The sequence below is a fragment of the Pseudoalteromonas sp. M58 genome (assembly GCF_042604605.1).
GTDB classification, from domain to species: Bacteria; Pseudomonadota; Gammaproteobacteria; order Enterobacterales; family Alteromonadaceae; genus Pseudoalteromonas; species Pseudoalteromonas tetraodonis.
This window is the reverse complement of sequence record NZ_CP152391.1, coordinates 58,565-75,070: the sequence shown is the minus strand read 5'-3', so window position 1 is coordinate 75,070 and position 16,506 is coordinate 58,565. Positions and strand designations below refer to the sequence as shown.

Sequence of the window (16,506 nt, the reverse complement as noted above, 5' to 3'; positions counted from 1 at the left end):
TTTATACTGATTTCTAATATTATTTAGCCATCGACCTTGATAGCAATGTCCCTTTAATTTCGCTGTAGCGCTGTTGCTCGCACAGTGCAAAACCACTTAGTTGACGTACTTTATTACGCGCAAACAGTGGCACGCTCATTCCCGCCAAAAACCGGCATTGGGTTTCAATACCTACATTGTGTACACCTTTAGTTGCCATGTGCGCTAAAAACTCATCGACCTTTTGATAAATAAGCGCTGTATCAATCGTTGCAGGGGGAATTGAATATTCAAGCTTAACTGAATGCCCACGACACACCGAGCAATGTCCACACTGCTGTGGCGCATTCGCATCATCAAAGTAACGGGCTAAGTTATAGCTTAAGCAAGATTGCAGCTCAAAAAAGCGTACTAAAGCAGCAATCCGTTTTATTTCCGCTTGCTCTTTATCAGTAAAATAATCGTGTAACTGCTGGGCAAGTGCAGGATTATTAATCACCTCGCTATGCACTTTGTACACGTGAGTAATACGTTTGGTTTCAAGGGTGATAAGGTTTTTTTCAGCCAAATAGTCAAGCGCGGCTACCACACGTTTACGGTCAACCTGCGCGGCTTGCGTTAGGGAGTCAAAATTAAGTGTGCCCCATATTTTTTTAAAGTCGGTATGACTAAATATTTGTGTTAAAAAAGCTTGGCGCTGCTCATCAAACTGGCTAAGTAACTCATTTTTATCAACCAAAAATTTATACTTAAAATCGGCATAATAAGCATACTGCGGGGTTATTGCGCCTTGCATTTCAAGCTGTACCAGCAAGGTTTTAAGGGCAAGTTGGCGAATATTACTCTCGCTTGAAAGGCTATATTCTTGCATTTCCCATTGCTGTTGAGCTTGGCGAATATCGTTAATAACATATTCAATACCGCTGAGCTCTGGAGTATCGCCGTAAATAAAGTTTTCTACTGTATTTAAGCCATCTAAATTAGCCAGGGTATAACAATTTGATGGGTTGCCGTCACGCCCTGCGCGGCCAATTTCTTGGCTGTAGTTTTCTATTGATTTAGGTAAATCGTAGTGAATTACAAAGCGTATGTCTGATTTATCAACCCCCATACCAAAGGCAATGGTAGCAACCACTACATTTATTTTGCCTGCCATAAAATCGTCTTGAATTTGCCCGCGTAGGGTGTCTTCAAGCCCTGCATGATACGCCACCGCGTGCAGGCCCTGCGCGCTTAACATATTGGCCACTTGCTCAGCACTTTGCTGCAGCGTGACATACACAATACCGGGGCCGGTTTGCGCACGGACAATTTTAGTAAGCTCATTGTTTTTATCCGCCGTTTTAACACTCAGCACATTTAAATCTAAATTAGCGCGATAAAACCCCGTTTGCACAATACATTGTGGCTCAATAGCAAAGCGCTCGGCCATATCGCGTTTTACTTTTTTAGTGGCGGTAGCGGTTAATAGTAGCACTAACGGAATATTTAGCTCTTCACGGTAACGAGGTAGTTTTAAGTAATCGGGTCTAAAGTTATGCCCCCATTCAGATATACAATGCGCTTCGTCAACAACCAACATAGAAAGCGCCACTTGGCTTATAAACTCCCTAAAGCGTTCGTTTTTAAAGCGCTCAACCGACACCATTAACACTTTAACTTTACCACTTCGTACGTCGTTCATTACAGTGCTACTTTGCATTTGGTCTTGGCTTGAGTCGAGGCTGGCGGCATAGATGCCTTTGCTATTTAAAAAGCTAATTTGATCTTTCATCAAGGCCAATAACGGCGATACCACCAGCGTTAAATGCGGTAAATGTAACGCGGTGAGTTGATAGCACAACGACTTACCCGATCCTGTAGGAAATATTGCCAATGATGATTGGCCATTTAGCAGCTGCTCTATGGTTTGTTGTTGCCCTGTTCTAAACTGATTAAAACCAAAATGTTGCTCAAGAGACTGAACTAGCGAGGTACTCATAAAAGCGTCCTTTTTATGTCGGTGCCCATAAATGCTGTAAATGCGCAGTAGATGAAATATTTGCATATCAGTATACATCAAATGACGTGATTTATTGCTGACATATCCTTTAATTAGGCGCACACTATAGCCCCATAAAAACGTGCTTTGCCAAAATAATTTTTTGATACCCAAGTCATTTTAAAAATCAACGTACAGAAATTGCTTCGGTATATTCTTTTTAAGGGCATAGTCATGGATATAACCATACCAAAAATCGTCATCATCGGCGGTGGCGCTGGTGGGCTGGAGCTAGCAACTCAATTAGGGCACAAACTAGGAAAGAAACAACACGCAAATATATTACTCATCGATAAAAATCGCACTCATATATGGAAACCGTTATTGCACGAGGTTGCAACTGGCTCTATTGATGCCGATTTAGATGGGGTTGTTTACTCCGCGCATGCTGCCAAACATCACTATAACTTTCAACTTGGTACCTTTTGCAACCTCGATAACAACAATAAAACCATCACCTTAAGCCCTCTATATGACGAGTTAGGGCATCAAATTTTACCTAAACGCACCGTTCACTATGATCATTTAGTTATTGCTATTGGCAGTGTGAGTAACGACTTTAATACGCCAGGCATTAAAGAGCATTGTTTTTACCTAGATTCAAATCAACAAGCAGAGCGCTTTCAACACGCGCTGCTGGATAACTTTACTCGCCTTCATCAAGACGATGACCCATTACACTCATTAAACATCGCCATTGTTGGCGGTGGAGCAACTGGGGTTGAGCTCTCGGCTGAGCTGTATCATGTTTCTGATTTACTAAAAATATACGGTTTAACCAATATGTCGGCTAAGCGTTTACATATTCATCTGATTGAAGCGGGCCCCAGGATTCTTCCGGCGCTGTCTGAGCGAATTGCCAGTTCGGCCAAGCGTGAGTTATTAAGATTAGGCGTCACCGTTCGGGAAAATACCCAAGTTAAACAAGCAACCGAACATGGCTTTATCACCAATGATGATGAGCAAATAAATGCGGATATTATGGTGTGGGCGGCGGGCGTAAAAGCACCTGACTTTATTAAAGAGCTGGGTATTTTTGAGCTGACTCGTAATAACCAAATAAAAGTAAACGAGTACTTACAAAGCAACCTTGACCCACAAATATATGTGCTCGGTGATTGCTGCGCGTTTACGCAAGATGATGGTACGCAAGTGCCGCCACGCGCACAATCGGCACATCAAATGGCACAATGCGTTGAAAAAAACTTAATCGCCACATTACGTGAGCAGCCCCTTAAAAAATTCGAGTATAACGACCATGGCTCACTGGTTAATTTATCGCGCTACAGCACAGTAGGCAGCTTAATGGGTAACCTAACCAGTAGTAGCTTTTTTATTGAAGGTAAAATTGCCCGCTTTATGTATATTTCATTATATAGAATGCATCAGCGCGCTATTCATGGCAGTGCCAAAACCTTTGCTTTGTGGATCAGCGAAAAAGTGCTGCGTGTTGTGCGTCCTAAAATGAAGCTGCACTAGCCAAAATTAAAGACAGTGGTAATTTAAGTTACCACTGTCTTTAATTTTTAATATTAGCTATATAAAGTACACAAAAATTTTAAGGAAACAGGCTATGTCGGATAAAACGCTTATTTTTAATTTTGATGGTACCGGCAGTGAACCCCGAGACGCAGATCAGTTTAGTACAGAGCATTTTAAAGAAGACGCCAGTATTTCTAATATTTTAAAACTACACTTATTGCTCGGTGGTAAACTTGATGATTCTCCCACCACCCCATTTTCCAAACAGTTAAGTTTTTATTACCAAGGCATAGGCACTAAAGGTAGTCGTTTAAAACGAATTTTAAATCAAGCACTCGCCCCACGTTCAGACGATGTAGCCAGCATTTTAAATCAAGCTATTAATGATTTTAAACAGCATTACCAAAGCGGCGATACCCTCTTACTTACTGGCTTTAGCAGAGGCGCTGCATTAGCGCGGCGATTTGCAAAGTGCTTAGAGCCACTCATACATGAAAAGGTGTATTTATGTGTGTTTGATACAGTGGCCTCGATTGGCATGTCAAAGGTGAGTAAAGCCACTTGGGGTGCAGAGCATGTTATTTTTGAAAATCACACCATTGCCAGTAATGTCTCTGAGGCGCTGCACTGTGTAGCGCTTGATGAAAAACGTCGCGCCTTTGAACCGACGTTAATGAACCAGCAAGCTAACATTACCGAGCTGTGGTTTGCAGGAGCCCATTCCGATGTGGGAGGCGGCTACTATCGCGATGGACTTGCCGATATTTGCTTGCGTTATGCACTTGAGTGGCTTATTGCTCAGCCACTGTCAGTTTCATTGCTAACCAGTCATGACATCGATTACGAAAACCTTTTACCTGAGAGTAACTTAGTTGCCCAAGACGATGTGACTGTTATTCCCGATCCACTGGCGTTAAGTCATCAGCAAAATTACTTTTGGCTAAACCCATTTTTTAAACTTGTTGATAGGCAGTGCTGTGTATTAATTGACGATGAAATCAGCCACGTCGCCCCATTAATACATCACAGTGTTGCACAGCGAATTAATAAACTAACCAGCTATCGTCCCGAATCGTTAAAAAACTTACATTATAAAATGATTTACAGCGACGACAGCACGTTAAACTTTATGGGACTCAGTGCCCATATAATGCTAGCCAACCAAAATATGAGTTTACTTAGCATAAACCAAAGCCAAGATGTGATGGTATATGCCAGTGAAGCCTACAACGCCACCGGCTTAATGCTTGCCCAAGGTGCGACCTATCGCTTTACTCCTTATCCTAATCAATATTGGTATGACGATGGTATAAAGTGCTCTCCTTCTGGGTGGCATCGCGATAACGTGCAACTCGGCGTTAAAGAAATCCCCATGGCATTACTTGAGCCATTTAGACGTTTAGCTACAGCGCAGTGGTTTAGCTTGATCGGCACGATTGGTCAAAGCGATGAACATGCCTTTGAAATTGCTGAAGGCGTTGAAATAACCATTAAAAAATCGGGAGAGTTTTGCCCTTTTGCTAATGATTTAAGTCGTTTTTATGGTGCGAATGCCGGTAGGATAAAACTTAAAGTAACGCGATTAAGCTGATAATCAGTGCACTTTATACTGCAAAGTGCACTGAGCTAGGGATAGCTGGTGGAGGTTATTGCTTTTTCATTTTATGGCCTTTCACGGCATAAAATAATATGAATAGATAACAAGGTAACAACACCGAGTAGCCTGTTTGTAACGAGGTAAAGCCACTCAGTAGCCCCCATAAAACGGGACCAAATGCACCTCCGGCAATCCCCATAATTAAAAGCGCAGAACCAGTACTAGTAAGTTTACCCAATCCTGATAATGCTAGTGGGAACACCGCAGGCCAAACAATGGCATTTGCTAAGCCTAAAAAGGCAATCAGCAGTAAAACATCAGGCAAATTAGCGCCGCCTAAAGGCACCAATAACGCATTGGCAATAACAAACGACTGTGCATCGAGCAGTAAAATACATAATGTAATAACAATCCCTAATACAGCCGATGCGGTTAAAGCGCTCTGCTGAGAAATAAATTTAGGGATAAGTAAAATACCTAAAATATAACCAAACACCATAAACATCATAGTGTATGAGGTCATTACCCCATATTTTTCGACGCCCAGCGATAGTGCAAAAGTACCTATGGTATCGCCTGCAATAACCTCAACCGCCACGTACAAGAATATCGCAATAGCGCCTAACACTAAGTTTGGATGAGAGAGTGTTTCACGAATTTCACCCTTATCGTTTATTGCTTCAACTTCATCATTAATAAGTTCAGGTAGCGGCGACTTTTTAACCGCAAAAGCTAATAAACCAATAAATATGGCCATGCCTAAGTAAGGTAAAATAAGGCCGTTGGCCATATCATCAACTTGCTCTTGGCTAAGCTCTGTGCCTACCGTACCGGTAAAGTTGCTTAAAATTAAGGCCGTAAATACCATCGGAGAAATAACCCCTGCGCCTTTATTTAAAATACCCATAATACTAATACGCACAGCCGCCGATTCTTCTGGCCCTAAACGCACTACGTACGGGTTAACCGCAGTTTGTAATAGAGTTTGACCTGCCCCCATCACCAACTGGGCTAATAAAAACAGAGGAAAAAACTGTGACATAGCAGCAGGAATGAACAGTAAACCCGCTAACATCATACACCCCATGCCAAGCGCCATCCCATTCTTATAGCCAACTTTTTTAATTAACACGGCCGAGGGAAGCGCAGTAAAGGTGACGGCAATATAAAAGGAAAATAAAATTAACGACCCTTGAAACGGAGTTAACTGTAAAATCTGACTTAAATACGGCATTAATGAGCCATTTAGCCAAGTAGCAAAGCCCAGTATAAAAAATAATACCGCAACAATGGCCATTGGAACCACGCTACTATTTTTGGACGTATCCATAACATTGGTTGTCATGTTATTTTCCTTTATTTATATTTATTATGTTGTTAACAAACCTGAGCGCCGCCAATCCACGTGCTAATGACTTGTTGTTGTGTGTTTAATTGTACAAAATTTGCTGGACTGCCCGGTATTAATCGCCCGTGTGTGGCGGGCAACTGTAAATACTGAGCAGGATATAAACTTGCCATATTAAGCGCTTGCGCTAATGGCTGCTTTAAATGGGTTACTGTATTTCTTACTGCGGTTGCCATATCAAGCGCAGATCCTGCCAGTTCACCCGTGGTAGAGGTGAGCTTACCATTATCTAAGGTGACGGTACGGTCAAAAAAAGCAAATTCGGTGTCATTCGTACCCACTGGTGGCATCGCATCAGTGACTAAAAAAACACGACCCATTGGCTTTGCTTTTAACGCAAGCTGACATGCAGCGTAATCAACATGATGCCCATCAACAATTAGGCCGCAATAGGTGTCATCGTTTAATAATGCACAGCCTACAACACCTGGCTCACGCCCCTGTAATGGCGACATAGCATTATATAAATGCGTAAATCCGGTTGCGCCAGCATCAACCGCGCGCTGAGCTTGAGCAAAGCTTGCATTGGTATGACCTAAACAAACGTGTATGCCTACCTCACGCATTTTAGCGATATCACTTGGCAGAACATTTTCAGGTGCAACTGTTACCACCACTTTACCTAAATCTTGGCGAGATAATACCTGCCATTCTTGTTCAGAAATAGGGCGAATATAATCAGCACTATGAGCGCCTTTTTTTGCAACAGATAAGTGCGGGCCTTCAAAGTGAATGCCAATAATACCGGGAGTCTGCAAAGCAATAGCATCAGCAATGACATCGGCTGCTTGGTGCATCACTTCAACCGTGTCAGTAATTAAAGTCGGCAACATGGCAGTTGTGCCATACTTGGCATGTGCCAGCAGCATTTGTTTAACCCCAGCAACACTGCTAGTACGATTAAACAATACACCACCGCCACCATTCACTTGCAAGTCAATAAAGCCTGGTGCAACTAACCCCGTTAGGTGCTCATCTGCCTGTTGCACGTTATCATCTATTGCCGTAATAATACCCGCATCAATGCTCAACACTTTGTCGTTAACAAATTGCTCGCCATCAAAAAACTCTGCTACATGAATACGTTTTACTGACATTTATAATGTCCTTGTTACTTTTTTAAGCCCCTTAGGCTCATCAGGGTTAAAACCACGGCTTAACGCTACTTTTGCCACATCAAGATAAAAACGCTGCAATACTAAAAATGGCGCTAATCGAGGGTGTACGTTAATACCGTTTTGATTAAGGCTAATCACGTGTGCACCGCGTTTTTTAACCTCAGCAATTTGCTGCTGATGTGACTCTTTAGTTTCATCATCAACCGAGCAATCTAAAATCACTAACCCTTGCTCAACTAAGGTTACCGGACCATGTAAAAATTCTGCACTACTGAATGACTCAGCATGAATAGCACACACTTCTTTAAGCTTAAGTGCCATTTCTTTTGAGATAGAAAACCCTAAACCACGGGCTAATACCACCATGTTCTTAATGTTTGCAAACTCACTAGGCTGTAACTGAGTTGGCGAGTCTATCATTGCATCAAGCGCGCTAGGCAGCTCTTTAAGCCCTTGTAATAATGACTCATTTTGCGTCCAATTAGCAACAATATGTACCAATGCCGATAACGTGGCTAAGTAACTTTTTGTTGCCGCCACCGAAATTTCATCACCGGCTTTAAGGGGGACAAAATCATCTACTATGTCTTGCAATGGTGACGCTTCATCGTTAACCAGTGCAATACAATAAGCGCCCGCCTCTTTCGCCATTTTTGCTTGAGCGAGAATATCTGGGCTGCGTCCTGATTGAGAAATTACAATCACCACAGCGCCTTCAAGCTTTAATGTTTTACCATATACACTCGCCACTGATGGCGCTGCTGAACTGACCGGTACACCGGCTTCAATTTCAATTAAGTATTTACCAAAAACGCCAGCATGATCTGATGAACCGCGACCAATCATCATCACCACCTTAGGGGCCATATCGCGAAGCTTATGACCAATTTTTTCCACTAAAGGTTGGTTGGCAATAATTTGCTTTTCAATAACATTTGGCGTTTGCGCCGCTTCTTTTTCCATTAGGGTGTTAAACATCATAACTCCTGGCTGCTGTAATTAACGTGCTGTTGTTTAGCGTAAAGTACAGACCCCATTTCTGGTGACGATAATGGGGCTGATAAAATAGCTTGAATGTCTGGATCTAACCATGTTGTCATCACGGCTGATAAGCCACCGATAAACGAAAGCCTTGGTGGGTTTTTATCTAATAGTTGACGTGCAATATCGCTTAAGTACGCGCCACCTTCTTTTAAAATGGCAATCGCAATGGCATCGTTTGCTTGTGCTGATTGAAAAACACAACCTGCAAGTTGCGCAAAAAAGGCGGCGGGTTTATTCGCAATTACTTCAACAAGTTGCATTGCATCACGCACTTCTAAATACTTCATAATCAAATTAGTAAGCGCACCACTTGGGATTAACTTGTCTAGGCTTAACAACACCTGCTGACAAGCAGTAAAGCCTATCCATGCACCGCTGCCTTTATCGCCATGCGGGAAACCATGACCACCAATCATAAACGATTGACCATTAACGTATGAAAATCCACACGAGCCAGTACCTGCAATCATCACTGCGCCATCACTACCTTGATGAGCGCCCATACAAGCAATGAGTAAATCAGTCGTTAAATGCATAGTTTTAAATGGGTGTTGCCACTGGGTCATTTGATTATGCAAACTTGGTAAGTTAACTCCCGCCAGGCCAACCCCTGCGATTAATGCAGATAAAGGCGTCTCTTTGAGTCCTGCATCTTGCAAGGCTAAACGCGCTGATTGTTCAATGGAATGCGTTGCTTGGCTAAATCCATGTAACGGGTTACCAGGGCCTGCCACACCGGTGCCTACTATTTCATTACAGCTATTGACGATAATTGCTTTACATTTAGTGCCACCGCCATCGATCCCCACAAAGAGTTCATTGTTATTAATATTGTTGGTGATCATTTTTGCCTCTTAATTTGTTCGACCGTTTTGCAAAACACTGAAAATAAAACCGGACTGTCATACTGTATGAATCTTATACTAGCACAAATGACAGCGTTGTCATTATTTTTATTTACAAATAAATAACTTCTTTCATCTTCAATAATTTAAAGGAAAACGCACCTTATCGGTGCGTTACTTTGAGCTTTCTGCTTACACGACTTGCTGATGGAGTCTTAGAGCGAATCCATACATCTTGTGTTACTTTGACGGGTTGTTTATAGGTTTGCCATTGGCCGCTTCCTTGTTTGTATTCAATTACCAAACCAGGGTAGGCAATATTGGCGTACAACATGCCGTTCTCAATTTTTGCGCCCGCATTTGCAAGACGATAATGCACATCAGCCATTTCTAGCTTAGGAAATTCTTTTAGTCCCATTGTGGCTGCAAAAGTCTGCCATTGCTGATCGCGCTGCTGTTTTAATGCTGAGCTAAAGCGATTTGTTTGTTGGCTATAAACAAAGCCATTGTGATCATACGGTACCGCCCAATCTGCCTTATGCCATGCTCTTTGTGCCAACGATAATAACCGTGGGAAGAGCTTATATTCGGCCATATTATTGGTGCGCGTATTTTCACTCCATAACTGCCCTTGAATACCAATAAAGCGTTTATCTTTTGCCAAAGGCGCTGATACTACCTTGCCTTGCTCATCACGCTGTAACGTGTCATCAGCGACATAGGGGTTATCTTCTCTATCGAGCCAAAATTCAGCATGAATAGGTAAATTATCTGGCATAAACTGAAATATTTTTTCGGTATTTATATGCCTTGAAGCCCAGTAATAACCGTGTTCTTGTGGGTCTGCTTCATACGGAAAGTCAAAATACAGCACATCTGGCGACGAGAGCACCACTTGCCAATTTCTATTAGCAAATTCATGGGCACGTTGATGGCCGTTCCACATTAATAAATCCCAGCTATTACCTTGTACAACCTCTGGCATATTCTCTGGGTTAGTATGCGATAAACCATCGCTCCATGCAGCAGTTTCAATATTCATATCAGCCAACATATTCGCAATACGTTCAATAAAATAGCTGCCCAGCTGACTCGCTTCAGTAATTTCTAACTTATTTTGTTTAATAAAATCAGCACAAGCTGGTGAGTCAACCCACGCTCCGGCGGTTTCATCGGCGCCTATGTGATAACGGGTTAACGGATGCTGTGCATCACTGTGTATGCCTTTTACCTGTTCCATTACTTCACGAATAAACGCATACGATGAGTCTAAACACACATTAATCGTATTGTCGTTATAGTGCTGTACCGACGAATACACGGTTGTATCAAGCGGATCATAAAGTAAAAACTGCTCGGCTTTTTGTTTATCGCCTTGTTTTATGTATTTATTATAACGCGCTTGCATGGCTTTAATTGCAGCGCGAGAATGCCCTGGCATATCAAGTGATGGGATCACTTGAATATGACGCGCACTCGCCGCTTTAAGTATTTCTTGATAATCAGCCACCGAATAATAGCCGTTTGCTGCACTTGAAGTATCAAGCCCTGCGCCCAACTGTGGCATTAAACATTGTTGCTCGCTTTGATCAAAACAACGCTTCGCCCCTATATCTGTAAGTTCAGGAAGTGATGGGATTTCTATACGCCAACCTTCATCATCACCTAAATGTAAATGCAGCTTGTTAAGTTTATAAGCCGCCATTTGATCAAGCAGCTTTAAAATAAAGCCTTTGTCGCGAAAGTTACGCGCAACATCCACCAACACACCTCTAAACTGATAATGCGGTGCATCAATTACTTCTCCCACAGGTAACATATTACTGTTAACCTGATACAAACTCGCTAAGCTTTGCAAAGCATAAAAAATGCCCGTTTCATCAGCGGCATTAATCACAATTTCATCAGCTTTAATCGCTAACTTATAGCTGCCTTCAAATTCATCATTTTTAGTTACTGTATTAAGTGTGACCTTAATGGCCGCTGCATCATCGCTTATATTAATACCTAGTAGTGCTAACCTTTGTGTTGCGGCAGATAAATGTGTTTTATCTATTCCTGAGTAGTTAATATTAAGCCCTTGGCTTATATCTAGCGTTTGAGTTTGGCTAAATTCGCTAAAACGTGGAGTGGGTATAATTTGTTGAGCAATCACATTGCTCACTTGATTTTGCGACGTTAAATAAGCAGAAAAGTCATATTTTTCATTGCGCTCAAACAAGCGTTCAGCGCTAAGCCACTGCGTTTTATCATTCGCGGTACGTTTAAACTGACGTTCATAATCGGTGTAAGGCATAACATGTGGCAACACCTCTAACCCTGTCTCTGGGTCAATTTTAGGTTTTGTGCTTTCAATCACTTTAGCGGTGTCATTATTATTAACAACTATATAATTAGGAATTGCGTCGCTTTGCGATAATGACCAAAAGTGCGCATAAAAAGTAATCGTTTTAGTCTCACCCGCTTTAAAGCCAGTAAACCCGTCTTTAAGCTCAATGACATGAATATCGCCATTAACGCGTTTAATAGTAAATTCATCGCTAACCGCCGTTTGAATAGGTGTAATTTGACTAAAATAAATTTTCCATTGGTCAACGTTAATCGCCGAGTTGGCGGTTAAATGTAAATACGCTTTAAAACAGTGACCGTTTTCTATATCTGGATCGCACTGTGCTGATGGACGGTTATCAACCTGCTGATATTTTATTTGTAACGTTTTAGCAAGTAACTCTACGGCGCTATCGTTTGCGGGGCTTAGCTGAACCGATACAGTATTTTGTTCATCAACATTGCCCTGACACGCACTCAAACCCAGTGCTAAGCAGCATGCTGTCAGTAATGATTTAATCTTCATTCGCTACTTTCCCTCTATTGTTATTAATTAGTCACTCAAGTATCTCTTTCAGATACTTAAATTAATCCCGCTTTTAAATCAATCACTATTCACATCTAGCAATTGCTACCTTAGCGCACACAATCCGCTACCTTAGGGTTTAAATAATAATTAACAGCGCGCACCAACTTATGACAACGCTGTCATAAAGTTGTTAATGTATCCTTTTTTTTCTTTTATAGCTACACAGAAGGGCAAAAAAGATACAAAAAATTTACATGTATGTGCTTAATATTCTTTTAAACTATTGTATTTAAATTAAATTTAAATATTACTAAATTATTACCTAAAACTTTATCTACCATTCTCACAAGAAAGGCGTATAAATTAACTGTTAATATTCAATGATGTCTTTATAATTTAGCCGTCAAATAATAAAAACCGAGCACTGTTAACTGCTTTTGCTGTAGTTGTTAACCGATAAAGATAAATTAGTACCCAAAATGATATGTAAAGGTCTATTAAGCCTATGAGAACAACAATAAACGACGTGGCAAAAGATGCCGGGGTATCAATAAAAACGGTATCACGAGTAATAAATAACGAAACCTCGGTGCGTGACAACACCCGTGAGAAAGTCATGGCGTCGGTTAAAAAGTTAAACTTTCAGCCTAACCTTGCTGCAAGAAGTCTCGCAGGAACAAAAGCTTACAGCATTGCTTACATTTACGACAATCCAAATGCCTACTATATTATAGATATGCAAAACGGCATTTTAGATGCGTGTAAAAAGCAAGGATTTGAACTACTTATCCACCCATGCGATGCCAAAGAAGCACATATTATTGACGAAATAACCAGCATGATAAAACGCACCCGAATTGCCGGTATTTTACTCACGCCGCCATTTTCAGAGATGCCACATTTTGTTGAAAAGCTGACACAGCTTGACCTAAAAGTTGTGCGTATTTTATCAGGACACGACGCGCCCGATACATTAACGCCCTGTATTATGATTGACGATAACCTCGCCTCTAAATCAATTACCGAACACCTTATAAATAATGGCCACACACGCATTGGCTTTTTAGCTGGGGGCAGCGAACATAACTCCACCAAAGAGCGCTTAGAGGGCTACAAAGCGGCTTTAAAACAATACGACATTACTATAGACCCTAGCTTAATTATTGATGGCGAATACTCATTTGAATCCGGGGTTGAGGGTGCTAAAACACTCATTACTCAACAAAACAGGCCAACCGCTATCGTCTCATGTAACGATGAAATCGCCGCCGGTGCGTTATTTGCAGCCAGATTAATGAACATTGATATACCCAGCGAGCTTTCTATTACAGGGTTTGAGGATAGCCCATTCTCACGCCAAACATGGCCAAAGCTCACTACAGCGCATCAGCCAAATAATAAAATTGCTGAAGATGCAGCCAGCTTACTGATAGCGCAAATTCGTAATGGCAATGACCGCGATATTATTAAACTATACACACCAGAACTGGTTGTCAGAGATTCAACAGCCCCTCCTATAGCTTTATAATTCATTAGCTGGCACGCGCTGCAAGTCCCCCTTCAGCGCTTAAAGCATTAAAAGCGGCCTGATTTTTGAACGCATAGCCTGTACCACTGAGTTTATTAACAATAAAACGGCACATGTTGTAAATTTTACACTTAGGGTCTGTTGATCTTTCAAGGTTATATAACTCAGTTAACCCCTCTAATACCAATTCGCTTAATTAACTGAGCTATTTTGAGGGAGGAAAATCGTGTCGATAGCAAGGCAAAAAATTTCGTTATTGAGTTGTTCTAAATGAGACGTTTTTAACGCTGTTAGCGTCTAATCTGCCCCCTCAAAATGATTAAGTATTATTGCAAATTGGTATAAATATACAGGAGTAAAATATGGCCAAGTCAGCCCAATTGTATAGAATGGCAACCGATGAACATATTTGCCCATTTGGTTTAAAATCTAAAGATTTACTTGAACGTCAAGGCTTTGAAGTAGACGATCATTTACTCACTTCAAGAGCCGATACCGATACCTTCAAACAAAAATACGATGTAAAAACAACACCACAAACATTTATAGATGATGAGCGTATCGGTGGGTATGATGAACTCAGAGAATACTTTAATAAATCCCCTGCAGGCCAACAAGGCACAACGTATACGCCGGTCATTGCTATTTTCGCGGTTACCTTGTTGCTCAGTTTAGCCTTTTCGTTAAGTGGTGCAGGGCTAAGCATGTATACACTTGAGTTATTTGTTGCGTTAACCATGGCGGTACTGGCCATTCAAAAGCTGCAAGATTTAAACAGTTTTTCAAATTCCTTTATCACTTACGATTTACTCGCCATGAAAGTGATCCCCTATGCCTATGTTTACCCATTTTTAGAAGCTTTTGTTGGCGTGGCCATGATTGCATCACTTCCAGTTTACTTGGTTGCACCTATCTCTTTGTTTATTGGTAGTGTCGGCGCAATATCCGTTATTAAAGCCGTGTATATAGACAAACGCGAACTTAAATGTGCCTGTGTTGGCGGCGATAGCAATGTACCGCTTGGCTTTATTTCACTAACCGAAAACTTATTTATGATAGCAGCCGGTATCTGGATGCTAGTTAAATAATAAAAAGGCGCGATAGGTTTAAAACCTACCGCGCCACTATTAAGTCTGTATTTATAAAGTAAAATTAACTCACTTCATAAACAAAAATTAACCCTCACTTATGGGGATGTTTAAACCGGCCTCTGCATCGGCTAGCATAGCAAACTCTTCATCTGCACTTTTGGCCACTAAATGTTTAGAACTAAAGCCAAAGTAATACGCAGCTCCCACTATAAATAACACCATAGTGTATAAAAAAGCACGGGGATCAAAGGCGTACACACCGGTCAGTGCAATCAACGATAAGCACAATGCAATACTTGAAGTCACAGTCCCGCCAGGCGTTTTATAAGGACGAGGTAAATCTGGCTGCTTATAGCGCAGTAAAATATGACTTAGCGCCATTAACGCATACGATACGGTTGCACCAACCACCGCCATAGCTAACATTAAATCGCCCTCACCACTCAGTGAAGCTAAAAAACCAAATACAGCAGGTACAATAAGCGCTCGTGCGGGCACTTTACGCGCGGTAGTAATTGATAACGAACGGGGTAAATATCCCGCACGCGACAACGCAAACACCAATCGACTATAACCATAAATAATAGAGAAAAATGAAGCCACCAGCCCTGCTAGCCCTAATATATTAACCACGGTTGCTAAATCGTTATTGCCCGTCGCATTTAACGCATCCACCAGCGGAACTGCACTTGCGCCCATTGCTGTTGCACCTGCTGCCCCGGGTACTAATACAACCACTAATAACGCGGTAAACAATAAAAACACCATAGCGCCAATAATGCCTTTAGGCACATCTTTCGCCGGATCTTTTGCCTCTTCTGCCGCCAATGGTACCCCTTCAACCGCTAAAAATAACCACATAGCAAAAGGTAATGCTGCCCATACACCATACCAACCCAGAGGTAAAAATTCACTCGCGCCAGCAGCATCGGTTACGGCAATATCAAATAAATTTGTCGCATCAAAATTGGTGATTAACACCACAGCGGTGGCAACAATGGCAAGTACCGCCAAACCGCTTATTACCATCATTACTTTTAGCGCTTCACCAACCCCAGCTAAGTGAATACCCACAAACACCAAGTAAAAGAGCGCATAAACCCAAGGGCCATTAAACCCCGTTAATGCCTCCACCGCAGAGCCAATAAAAATAACAATAGCAGCCGGTGCTAACGCATATTCAATTAATACCGCAAGGCCAGTTAAATAACCCCCCGTTGGCCCCATTGCTTGGCGAGCAAAGCTATACCCTCCTTCCGCAGCGGGAATAGCAGCCGACATTTCAGCCAGCGATAACACTAAGGTGAGATACATAATAGCCATTAATACTGCCGCTATGGCAAAGCCGCCCCAGCCTGCTTCTGCAATACCAAAGTTCCACCCAGCAAAGTCTCCTGAAATCACATACGATACCCCTAACCCCGCCAGTAATAACCAACCTGCAGTGCCACCTTTGAGCTGCCTTTTTGCTAAGTATTCTGAATTATTAGTAGGCATAACATCCTCTTTATCGATT

General features: G+C 41.8%; 11 protein-coding genes. 4 read left to right on the top strand and 7 right to left on the bottom strand.

Annotated features, from left to right (window positions below; translation table 11 throughout):
* Positions 1–19 precede the first annotated feature (19 nt).
* The gene (locus AAGD16_RS15680; protein WP_377114972.1) at positions 20–1,960 is read right to left on the bottom strand and encodes an ATP-dependent DNA helicase RecQ; all 1,941 of its coding nucleotides are present in this window, start codon (positions 1,958–1,960) and stop codon (positions 20–22) included.
* 234 nt (positions 1,961–2,194) lie between these two features.
* Between AAGD16_RS15680 and AAGD16_RS15675 the strand changes: the two genes are divergently transcribed.
* Both AAGD16_RS15675 and AAGD16_RS15670 read left to right on the top strand, forming a co-directional pair.
* Positions 2,195–3,499, top strand: a complete 1,305-nt coding sequence (locus tag AAGD16_RS15675; protein WP_377114969.1) for an NAD(P)/FAD-dependent oxidoreductase — start codon at positions 2,195–2,197, stop codon at positions 3,497–3,499.
* A gap of 94 nt (positions 3,500–3,593) precedes the next feature.
* Entirely contained in the window at positions 3,594–5,093 is a 1,500-nt protein-coding gene (locus AAGD16_RS15670) for a DUF2235 domain-containing protein (RefSeq protein ID WP_016899129.1), read from the top strand.
* A gap of 55 nt (positions 5,094–5,148) precedes the next feature.
* Here the strand turns inward: AAGD16_RS15670 and nagP are convergent, their stop codons facing one another.
* From nagP to AAGD16_RS15645, 5 genes are all read right to left on the bottom strand, one after another.
* A complete protein-coding gene (gene nagP, locus AAGD16_RS15665; protein ID WP_024602609.1) occupies positions 5,149–6,444 on the bottom strand; it encodes an N-acetylglucosamine MFS transporter NagP in 1,296 nt (431 codons plus the stop codon).
* Positions 6,445–6,476: 32 nt separating this feature from the next.
* Positions 6,477–7,604: an N-acetylglucosamine-6-phosphate deacetylase gene (gene nagA, locus AAGD16_RS15660; protein ID WP_036955336.1), complete on the bottom strand. Its 1,128-nt coding sequence runs from the start codon at positions 7,602–7,604 to the stop codon at positions 6,477–6,479.
* Positions 7,605–8,603 (bottom strand): glucosamine-6-phosphate deaminase NagB-II, encoded by a 999-nt coding sequence (gene nagB-II, locus AAGD16_RS15655; protein WP_013462891.1) that lies wholly within the window; start codon positions 8,601–8,603, stop codon positions 7,605–7,607. It abuts the gene before it with no gap.
* The gene (gene nagK / locus AAGD16_RS15650; RefSeq protein WP_016899125.1) at positions 8,603–9,514 is read right to left on the bottom strand and encodes an N-acetylglucosamine kinase; all 912 of its coding nucleotides are present in this window, start codon (positions 9,512–9,514) and stop codon (positions 8,603–8,605) included. Before nagK ends, nagB-II begins: the two co-directional genes overlap by 1 nt.
* A gap of 163 nt (positions 9,515–9,677) precedes the next feature.
* Positions 9,678–12,368, bottom strand: a complete 2,691-nt coding sequence (locus AAGD16_RS15645; RefSeq protein ID WP_036955345.1) for a family 20 glycosylhydrolase — start codon at positions 12,366–12,368, stop codon at positions 9,678–9,680.
* 508 nt (positions 12,369–12,876) lie between these two features.
* On the opposite strand from AAGD16_RS15645, the gene AAGD16_RS15640 reads away from it, so the two are divergent.
* The gene (locus AAGD16_RS15640) at positions 12,877–13,899 is read left to right on the top strand and encodes a LacI family DNA-binding transcriptional regulator (protein WP_036955347.1); all 1,023 of its coding nucleotides are present in this window, start codon (positions 12,877–12,879) and stop codon (positions 13,897–13,899) included.
* 362 nt (positions 13,900–14,261) lie between these two features.
* On the top strand, positions 14,262–14,987 hold the full coding sequence (locus AAGD16_RS15635) for a MauE/DoxX family redox-associated membrane protein (RefSeq protein ID WP_036955351.1): 726 nt from the start codon (positions 14,262–14,264) through the stop codon (positions 14,985–14,987).
* 87 nt (positions 14,988–15,074) lie between these two features.
* On the opposite strand, the gene eat is transcribed toward AAGD16_RS15635, so the two are convergent.
* On the bottom strand, positions 15,075–16,487 hold the full coding sequence (gene eat / locus AAGD16_RS15630) for an ethanolamine permease (RefSeq protein ID WP_377114960.1): 1,413 nt from the start codon (positions 16,485–16,487) through the stop codon (positions 15,075–15,077).
* Positions 16,488–16,506 lie beyond the last annotated feature (19 nt).

Excerpts from the sequence above, each read along its gene's own strand:
- AAGD16_RS15680 (WP_377114972.1), bottom strand. The coding sequence starts at position 1,960 with ATGAGTACCTCGCTAGTTCAGTCTCTTGAGCAACATTTTGGTTTTAAT.
- AAGD16_RS15675 (WP_377114969.1), top strand. The coding sequence starts at position 2,195 with ATGGATATAACCATACCAAAAATCGTCATCATCGGCGGTGGCGCTGGT.
- AAGD16_RS15670 (WP_016899129.1), top strand. The coding sequence starts at position 3,594 with ATGTCGGATAAAACGCTTATTTTTAATTTTGATGGTACCGGCAGTGAA.
- nagP (WP_024602609.1), bottom strand. The coding sequence starts at position 6,444 with ATGACAACCAATGTTATGGATACGTCCAAAAATAGTAGCGTGGTTCCA.
- nagA (WP_036955336.1), bottom strand. The coding sequence starts at position 7,604 with ATGTCAGTAAAACGTATTCATGTAGCAGAGTTTTTTGATGGCGAGCAA.
- nagB-II (WP_013462891.1), bottom strand. The coding sequence starts at position 8,603 with ATGTTTAACACCCTAATGGAAAAAGAAGCGGCGCAAACGCCAAATGTT.
- nagK (WP_016899125.1), bottom strand. The coding sequence starts at position 9,514 with ATGATCACCAACAATATTAATAACAATGAACTCTTTGTGGGGATCGAT.
- AAGD16_RS15645 (WP_036955345.1), bottom strand. The coding sequence starts at position 12,368 with ATGAAGATTAAATCATTACTGACAGCATGCTGCTTAGCACTGGGTTTG.
- AAGD16_RS15640 (WP_036955347.1), top strand. The coding sequence starts at position 12,877 with ATGAGAACAACAATAAACGACGTGGCAAAAGATGCCGGGGTATCAATA.
- AAGD16_RS15635 (WP_036955351.1), top strand. The coding sequence starts at position 14,262 with ATGGCCAAGTCAGCCCAATTGTATAGAATGGCAACCGATGAACATATT.
- eat (WP_377114960.1), bottom strand. The coding sequence starts at position 16,487 with ATGCCTACTAATAATTCAGAATACTTAGCAAAAAGGCAGCTCAAAGGT.